7 protein-coding genes are annotated in these 7,483 nt (G+C 75.2%); 4 read left to right on the top strand and 3 right to left on the bottom strand.

The annotated features are described in order from the left end of the window. Positions 1–51: 51 nt before the first annotated feature. The 3 genes from ACFW1A_RS36070 to ACFW1A_RS36080 form a co-directional block, all read right to left on the bottom strand. Entirely contained in the window at positions 52–1,653 is a 1,602-nt protein-coding gene (locus ACFW1A_RS36070) for a PP2C family protein-serine/threonine phosphatase (RefSeq protein WP_380416992.1), read from the bottom strand. 145 nt (positions 1,654–1,798) lie between these two features. Then, positions 1,799–3,319, bottom strand: a complete 1,521-nt coding sequence (locus ACFW1A_RS36075) for an FAD-dependent monooxygenase (RefSeq protein WP_380416995.1) — start codon at positions 3,317–3,319, stop codon at positions 1,799–1,801. Then, positions 3,312–3,899 (bottom strand): PadR family transcriptional regulator, encoded by a 588-nt coding sequence (locus ACFW1A_RS36080; RefSeq protein ID WP_380416997.1) that lies wholly within the window; start codon positions 3,897–3,899, stop codon positions 3,312–3,314. Before ACFW1A_RS36080 ends, ACFW1A_RS36075 begins: the two co-directional genes overlap by 8 nt. Positions 3,900–4,251: 352 nt before the next feature. Here ACFW1A_RS36080 and ACFW1A_RS36085 point away from each other — a divergent pair, with 352 nt between their 5' ends. The 4 genes from ACFW1A_RS36085 (at position 4,252) to ACFW1A_RS36100 (ending at position 7,299) form a co-directional block, all read left to right on the top strand. After that, positions 4,252–4,809: a hypothetical protein gene (locus ACFW1A_RS36085; RefSeq protein WP_380417000.1), complete on the top strand. Its 558-nt coding sequence runs from the start codon at positions 4,252–4,254 to the stop codon at positions 4,807–4,809. Positions 4,810–5,103: 294 nt separating this feature from the next. Beyond that, on the top strand, positions 5,104–5,598 hold the full coding sequence (locus tag ACFW1A_RS36090; protein ID WP_380417003.1) for a hypothetical protein: 495 nt from the start codon (positions 5,104–5,106) through the stop codon (positions 5,596–5,598). Positions 5,599–5,877: 279 nt separating this feature from the next. Next, positions 5,878–6,327 carry a hypothetical protein gene (locus ACFW1A_RS36095; RefSeq protein ID WP_380417006.1) on the top strand — a complete coding sequence of 150 codons (450 nt, stop codon included), beginning with the start codon at positions 5,878–5,880 and terminating at the stop codon, positions 6,325–6,327. A gap of 210 nt (positions 6,328–6,537) precedes the next feature. Continuing rightward, positions 6,538–7,299, top strand: a complete 762-nt coding sequence (locus ACFW1A_RS36100) for a VOC family protein (protein WP_380417008.1) — start codon at positions 6,538–6,540, stop codon at positions 7,297–7,299. Positions 7,300–7,483: the final 184 nt, after the last annotated feature.

A 7,483-nucleotide genomic window follows, 5' to 3' on the forward strand; every position in this document is an offset into this window, starting at 1 on the left:
GCGCCAGCTCGGCCGCGAGCTGTTTGGTGAGGTGGCCCAGGGCGGCCTTGCTCATGCCGTCGGCCAGCCGGAAGCCGGGGAACTGGGCGACCCCGGTGCCGACGGGTCGGACGCGTCGGACGGGTCGGACGGGTCGGACGGCCCGGACGGGTCCGCCGGGGTGGCGGCGAGCAGGCTCACGTCGTCCCGGGCCCAGTCGATGCCGAAGCGGTCGGCCGCCGTGTACAGGGCGGCGACCGCGGCCGCCGGGGTCGGGGTGGCGGGCAGCGCGGCCAGCACCTCGGTGACGCGCCGGTCGCCGAACTCCTCGCCGTCCGGGCCGCGGCCCTCGGTGAGGCCGTCCGTCGACAGCAGCAGCAGGTCCCCGGGGTGCAGCTCGGTGACGGCCGCCTGCCAGGTGCCGGGCTCGGGGACCAGGAAGGGGTGGACGATCGGGCCGGTCACCTCCAGGCGGTCGACGGTGCCGTCGGCCCGTCGCAGGAACGGCGGCTCGTGGCCGGCGTTGACCCAGGTGAGGGTGGCGCCGACCGGGTCGAGGACGGCGACGGTCAGCGTGGTGAAGCGCTCCTGTTCGCCGGCCAGGGCCTGCCAGACCGCGTGGACCGAGTTGTCGAGGTCGCGCCCCAGGCGCAGCGCGACCACCAGGACGGTCTTGAGGCGCACGGCGAGCAGTCCGGCGTCCACGCCGTGGCCCGCGACGTCGCCGAGGAAGAGCGCGGTGGCGCCGTCGGGCATCGGCAGGACGCCGAGGTAGTCGCCCGCGATCAGGCCCTCGGCCGCGCGCACGTCGCCGGTGACCAGCACGCCGGGGCCCGGCCGGTCGCGGGCGGTCAGGATCTCGCGCAGCCCCTGCACCGCCGGGCCGACCTGCGCCAGGGCCTCGGTGCCGCGGCGCTCCTTGCGCCGGGTGGTCTCCAGGGTGGACCGGACCTGGGCCGAGGCGTGCTCCAGGCCCGCGATCCAACCGCGCGGGGCGGCCGGTGCCGGGTCGGTCGGGAGTCGGCCGGCCCGGGTGAGCTGCCCGGCGATCTGGGAGACCGGCAGCACGAACCGGCGCATCACCACCACGGCGCCGGCGCCGGCCACGATGAGCAGCCCGACGCAGACGGCGAGCACGTACAGCAGGCTCGCGAAGGCGTACGTCCGCGCGGCGTGCGCGTCGTCGGTCACCAGTGACTGCAGCACCGAGCGGAACCGGGAGGCGGCGGCGTCCACCGTCGCGTAGTCGATCGCGCCGGGTGCCAGGCCCGCCCCCGCCGCGGGGCCGTCCTCGGCCACGGCGCCGCTCGGGAGGGCGCACAGCCGCACCGGATCGCCCGCCTGACCGGAGCGCACGGCCTGCCACCACTGGGCGGCGGCCGTCTCCAGCGCGGTCGCGGGGCCGGCCAGCTCCGCCGATCCGGCGGTCGCCTGTCGCAGGGTCGACGTCTCCGCGAGCAACCGCTGCCCGGCCTCCGGCAGCAGGACGGCCTGCTGCGGCCCGCCGGCCAGGCAGGCCGCCCGGACGTCGCCGGCCGCGGTGCGGAACCGCCCCGTCGCGTTGTCCACCACCCGCCACTGCCCCGCCAGCCGGGACATCGCCTCGGCGTGCCGGGCGTCGAGCCGGAAGGCGCCGTAGGCGATCGCACCGGCCACCAGGACAGCGGCCGCCACTGCGAGCACGAGTGGCCTGCGGTACAGACGGGCAGCTCCCCGGGGACGACGCATGTTCGCAACCGTCCCACCCGGACCGGGGGACATAAACCCGCCGGACCGGGCCGCCGACACTCGCCCGCTCCGGCGCCGGCCCGGCCGCGGCTCAGACGGCCGTCGTCGACGGGGCGGCCGGCGGCCCGAACCAGTGCCGCAGTGACTCGCGCAGCTGCCCGACCCCGTCGTCGTGGCGGTCCGGCGCCGGTGCGCCGGTCCAGGCGGCGTGGCCGTCCGGGCGCACCAGGACCGCCGAGGTGTCCGGCAGGCCGCCCGGCCGCACCGCCGCCACCGTCACCCGGTCCGCCCACGGCTCGGCAGCCCGGCGCAGCGGTTCGGCCCCGGCGCTGTCGTCGACCAGCAGTGCGCCGCCGCCGGTGCGGGCCAGCAGTCGCAGCAGGCTGCCCGGGTCCAGCGGCACGTCGGGCACCATCCGGCCCGTCCACGGGTGGTCGGAGTCGTGCAGCACGGGGTACCTGGTGCCGATGCCGGTGATCTCCTCGGCGAGGTGGCCGGCCGTCCCCGCTGCCCGCGCCAGTTCGGCGAGCAGCTCGCGGACCGGTGCCAGGTGCTCGCCCGGCTCGGCGAGCAGGGCCTGCGCCCGGGTGTTGCGCAGCAGCCTGGCGCCGGCCGCGTGCCGCTCGGCGTGGTAGCTGTCCAACAGGCTGTCGGGCGCCCGGCCGCGCGCCACCAGCGCGAGCTTCCAGCCCAGGTTCATCGCGTCGTCGACGGCTGCGTTGACGCCGATCGCGCCGGCCGGCGGATGGATGTGCGCGGCGTCGCCCGCCAGCAGCACCCGGTCCTTGCGCAGGTGCTCGGCCAGCCGGGCCGCGTCCCCGAACCGGGTGAGCCAGCGGGCCTCGGCGATCTGTGCGTGCCGTCCCAGGGCCCGGTCCAGCACGGCCTGGAAGCCGGGCAGCGTCACCGGCTCGTCCCGGTCCTGCGGCGGCTCGGGGTCGTGCGTGATCAGCCGGACGTACCCGGGGCGGGGGACGGCGAACACCGTGCCGTGCGGGCCGGCCGTCACGCCGAACGGGATCGCCTGCGGGTCCGTCAGGACCACGTCCCCCAGCAGGGTGAACCGGCGTGCGGGTGTACCAGGGAAGCCGATCCCGGCGAGGCTGCGGACCGTGCTGCGGCCGCCGTCGCAGCCGGCCAGCCAGTCGGCGCGCAGCACCGTCGGCCCGGCCGGGGAGTCGATCTCGGCGAGCACTCCCCCGGCCTCCTGGCGGAGTCCGGTCAGCCGGTGGCCGCGCAGGGTCAGCACGCCCATTTCGGCGGCCCGCTCGGCGAGCAGCTCCTCGACCCGGGTCTGCGCGATCCCCAGGGTGTAGGCGTGCTTGGTGCGCATGGCGGCCAGGTCGAGCCGGGCGCCGCCGACGAACACGGTGGCCGGCACGGTCGGGCCCTCGGCCAGGAACCGGTCGGCGAGGCCGCGCCGGTCGAGCAGTTCCAGGCTGCGGGCGTTGAGGTTGAAGCCGCGGCAGAAGCCGGGCGGGGCGGGGTGCTGGTCGAGCAGCACCGTGCGCACGCCGGCCAGGCCCAGTTCGCAGGCCAGCATCAGCCCGGCCGGTCCGGCGCCGACCACCAGGACGTCCGCGTCGTGCGCGGGTGCGGTCGGGTCAGGCATCGGCGGACGCCTCCGGCCAGGCCAGGGTGCCCCGCTCGATCTCCTCGGCGGCGCTCAGCACCCACTGCTGCTCCGCGCGCAGCATCGCCCCGGCGTACTCCGCCTCGATCACGAACAGCCGCGGCGCTCCGTGCTCCTGCCGCGCGGCCCGGTACGCCAGGTCGCCGCGGTCGATCCGGTCCTGCAGCGCGGCGGCCCGCTCCCGCAGGGCCTGCGCCGCCCGCTCCGGCCCCAGCGCACCCAGGTAGCCGAGCGCGGACAGGAACTTCGGGTACTCCTGGGCCGGCTCCCGGATCAGCTCGTCCAGCCAGGCGGCGAACGAGCGCCGGCCCTGCGGGGTGAGCCGGTACACGGTGCGCGCCGGGCGGCCGCCCACCTGCTCGGTGTCGGTCGCCTCGGTCCAGCCGTCGCGCGCCAGCGCCCGCACCGTGTCGTACAACGAGCCGGTGGTCAGCTTGAAGGTGAGGTCCAGTTGCCGCTCCCGGAGCGCGGCCGCCATCGCGTGGGGGTGCATGGGCTGCTCCAGCAGCAGGCCCAGCAGGGCGAGGGCCAGCGGGTTGGCAGGGCGTTTGACGGTCATCTCGCTCCACGGTCGGGCTGTCGGGCTGTCGGGCTGACATCGGAGGTCGGTCGGTGATCGGAACCAAGTACTCGAAGCCAACTACTCGGATCCGAGTATACGTACGGAGCGGCATCCCTTCCACCACCCGGCCCGACCCTGGCGCCGACTCCGAGCGGGCCGTCGACCGTGCCGTCAAGGAGCGGGGCGGTAACAACCCCGGCACGGAAAGCTGCAGGGATCCTGAACCCGACACCCCGCCCCCTCGGAGCATGTAGCTTCTGGACATCGGCATCTGACTGCTGATCAGCTCGCCGATCCCGCAACCGCTACAGGGGGGCGCGACGTGGTATCCGACTCCACCGACCCGTGGTTGAAGCAGCACACCGTTCCGCTCGTTGCGGCGCTCATCATGGCCGTGGCTGGGCTCGTGGGGACCTATATCACCGTCACCCACGGGCACTCGTCCTCGGACGGCCGCGCCCCCGGATCACCGGTCGTGGCTTCGATTCCGACCGCCGCCCCGACCCCGGCGCAGGGATCCAGCCAGCCCCCGACTCCACCTTCCCTACCAGCCACACCAGTTGGCGGAGGAGATGGCGCGGGCAGCTGGATCGCACAGCTCTACTCCGAACCCGTCTCTTCCGGCATCGCAACTCGGGACCAGCGGCTCGCACAGGTCCGGGCCGACGTACCGACGGCCCAGGTCCTGCGCAGCGACGACTTCGCCTCGCTGCGCCAGGGGTACTGGGTCATCTACGCCTCGGGACCCTTCACCGACGGTTCCGCGGCTCTCGCCTTCTGCGCAGCCCACGGCCGCGCCGGCAAGGACCAGTGCATCGGCCGCTTCCTGAGCCACGACGCCGCAGACTTCCCGTACCAGTGCGATCCGCCGACACCGAACACATCCCGTTACTGCAAGCACAGTTGACCGGTGCCGCCGCCCGAGGCGGCGACGCCCCCGCCGCACGGTCCGCTGTGTAGGCTGCCCGGACGCCGGTGCACGCTTGTGGCGTCCGGCGGCTGGCGTGAACGGTGCTACGGGAGGGACCCGCCCATGACGATCGACGTGCGTGCCGCAGGTGGAACAGCGCTCCGGAGCGGGCGGCGAGGGCTGCTCGGCGTCGCAGCTGCGGCCGTGGCGGCCTTCGCGCTCGTGGGGTGCTCGTCCGCCGGCGGATCGCCGCAGGCCGCACCCGCCGGCACACCGAGCGCGTCGACCCCCGTGGCCCCGCCGTCCACCGATGCGCCCGCCGACGCGCCGACCGCCGCACCGGCGGCCGGCGCGAGCACGCCGCCCGCCGGCAACCGGGTGGCCGACGCCTGCTCGGTACTGACGAACGATCAGGTGACGGGAGCCATGGGCGCCTCCACCCCGCTGCTCGCGGAGGGCTCGTCACCCGACAAGCCCTGGGGCTGCACCTGGGGCTCGCGCCAGTCCTACGTGAGCCTGGAGGAGTTGGACGCGACCCGGTTCGCCACCGTGACCTCCAGTCCCGACCTGACCGGCTCTCCGGTCGGCGGGATCGGGGACAGCGCCCTGCTGGTCACGTACAAGGACGACGGCCGAAGTCCGCAGCTCGTCTTCACCGTGGCCGGCCACCACTACAGCGTCGAGGCGGTGGCCTCGCGCAGCGAGCTCGGCGCCGCCAACGCCGCCCAGGAAGCCGCCGCAGAGCAGCAGTTGGCGGGTCTCGCGGCGAGGGCACTGGCGGGCTGACCCGGTGTGGCCCGCCCCGGCTCAGTCCTGCGCGGTCGCGCAGGCGGCCCGCTGCTCGGCCGTGGTCTTCAGGGCGGCGAGCCAGGCGTCCAGGCCCTGCTTCAGGATCGCGGTCGCGGTGGGCACGTCGGCGTCCACCTGGGGCCCGGTGCACGGCGAAGCGGGCTGTCATAGGGGCGGCTTCGGAGATGCCGCAGGGCGCACCGAGGACCGTCGGGACGGCGACGTCCCTTCGGAGGACCCCGGTGGTACGTTGGCGGGGATCCTGGGAGGGGAGCGGTGGACACTGACCTGCGGCGCGCCGCTGTCGCAGCCCTGGGCGAGCTCGGCCGCAGCGCCGACTACCGCGACCGGGCGGCGGCCGGGCACGGCTTGGCGGCGTTCGCCGAGGTGCCCGTGGCCCGTGGGCCGTTGGCGGAGCTGCTGCTGGACCCGGGCGACACCTTCGTCACCCTGGTGACCGCCCGGGCCCTGCTCCGGCGGGTGGACCGGGCCGGGCTGTCGCTCGTCGCGTCGGCACTGGCAGCGGCCGACGAGTGCCACGGCGAGTGGATCCGGACCGCGGTCGACGACGTGTTCGGCATCTTCGCCGACGACCGGGACGCCGCACTGCGGCTGTGCGAGGAGATGGCCCGCGACGACGACCCGCAGCCGGCGCTGGGGGTGCGTCAACTGCGCCTCGCGCTGGCGGAGATCGCGCCCGTGCTCGGTCCTGCCGTGCGCGGCTGAGCCAGCACGGTGAGCCGACCGGGTGAGCCGTCGGGCCCGGCACGGGCGGGGCGCGGCGACCGACACCGGAACAGGACGCGACCGTGGCGGGTACCGAATCGGCGGATCCTGTGGATCCGGCCTGTTCTCCTGGCACCTGCACCCGACGTGTGGAACTGTGATCCCCGTCACCGCATGTGACGTACCGTCAGTGACCAGGAGGATCGACCCATGCCTGAGACGACGCTGCCGCACCCGCAGGGCGCGGTGTGCTGGCTGGACACGCTGCAGGCCCAGCAGGAGCAGCTGCTCGCGTTCTACCAGCCGCTGCTGCGCTGGTCCGGTGACCCGCGACCGGAGGACCCGACCAAGTACGCCGTACAGATGATCGACGGGAAGGCGGTGGCCGGGATCGGCTACATGCCGCCCGGCGAGCCGAAGATGCCGTGGACCGGGTACTTCGCCGTCGACGAGGTCGACGCCGTCGCCGCCCGGATCGAGGAGTTGGGCGGGCGGACCATCGTCGCCGGCATGGACGCGCCCGGCGTCGGCCGCTTCGCCCACGGCACCGACCCGGGTGGCGCCCACTTCGGGCTGTGGCAGGCCGCCCCATTCCCGGGCTTCGAGTTCTACGGCGTGCACGGCACGCTGGCCTGGTTCGAGCTGGTGACCACCGAGGGCAAGGCCTCGGCCGACTTCTACGGCCGGTTGCTGGGCGCGGAGGTGCAGGAGATGCCGGAGATGCCCGGCTACTGGACCCTCCACGTGGCCGGCGAGCCGCGCGCCGGGATCCTGCAGGTCGACCAGGTGGAGGCCAACCACTGGCGCCCGTACTTCCAGGTCGACGACGTCGACGCGGCCGTGGCGGCGGCAGTCGCCACCGGTGCCACGCTGGTCGAGCCGGCCGCGGACACGCCGTTCGGTCGGATGGCCGGGCTGATCGACCCGACGGGCGTCGAGATCAAGCTCGCCACCCCGCCCGCGGCCGGCTAGCGAAGCTCCCGGCGGGCTGCGGCGGCCCGCTACCGGGCCCGGCTGCCCGGCCTTCCGCTGCGCAGCCCGGTCCGTGGCCGGGTCCGCCCACCGACCGCCGCCGCGCTCGCCGTGACGCTGCCCAAACGCTGCGACTGTGAGCGGGCGCGCCGGGCGGCGCACGCTCGGAGGTCAGGACCCGACC

It is taken from the genome of Kitasatospora sp. NPDC058965, assembly GCF_042741245.1.
GTDB lineage: Bacteria > Actinomycetota > Actinomycetes > Streptomycetales > Streptomycetaceae > Kitasatospora.

What these genes read in the sequence shown, in the direction of transcription:
- ACFW1A_RS36075 (WP_380416995.1), bottom strand. Translation starts at nt 3,319, where the DNA reads ATGCCTGACCCGACCGCACCCGCGCACGACGCGGACGTCCTGGTGGTC.
- ACFW1A_RS36080 (WP_380416997.1), bottom strand. Translation starts at nt 3,899, where the DNA reads ATGACCGTCAAACGCCCTGCCAACCCGCTGGCCCTCGCCCTGCTGGGC.
- ACFW1A_RS36100 (WP_380417008.1), top strand. Translation starts at nt 6,538, where the DNA reads ATGCCTGAGACGACGCTGCCGCACCCGCAGGGCGCGGTGTGCTGGCTG.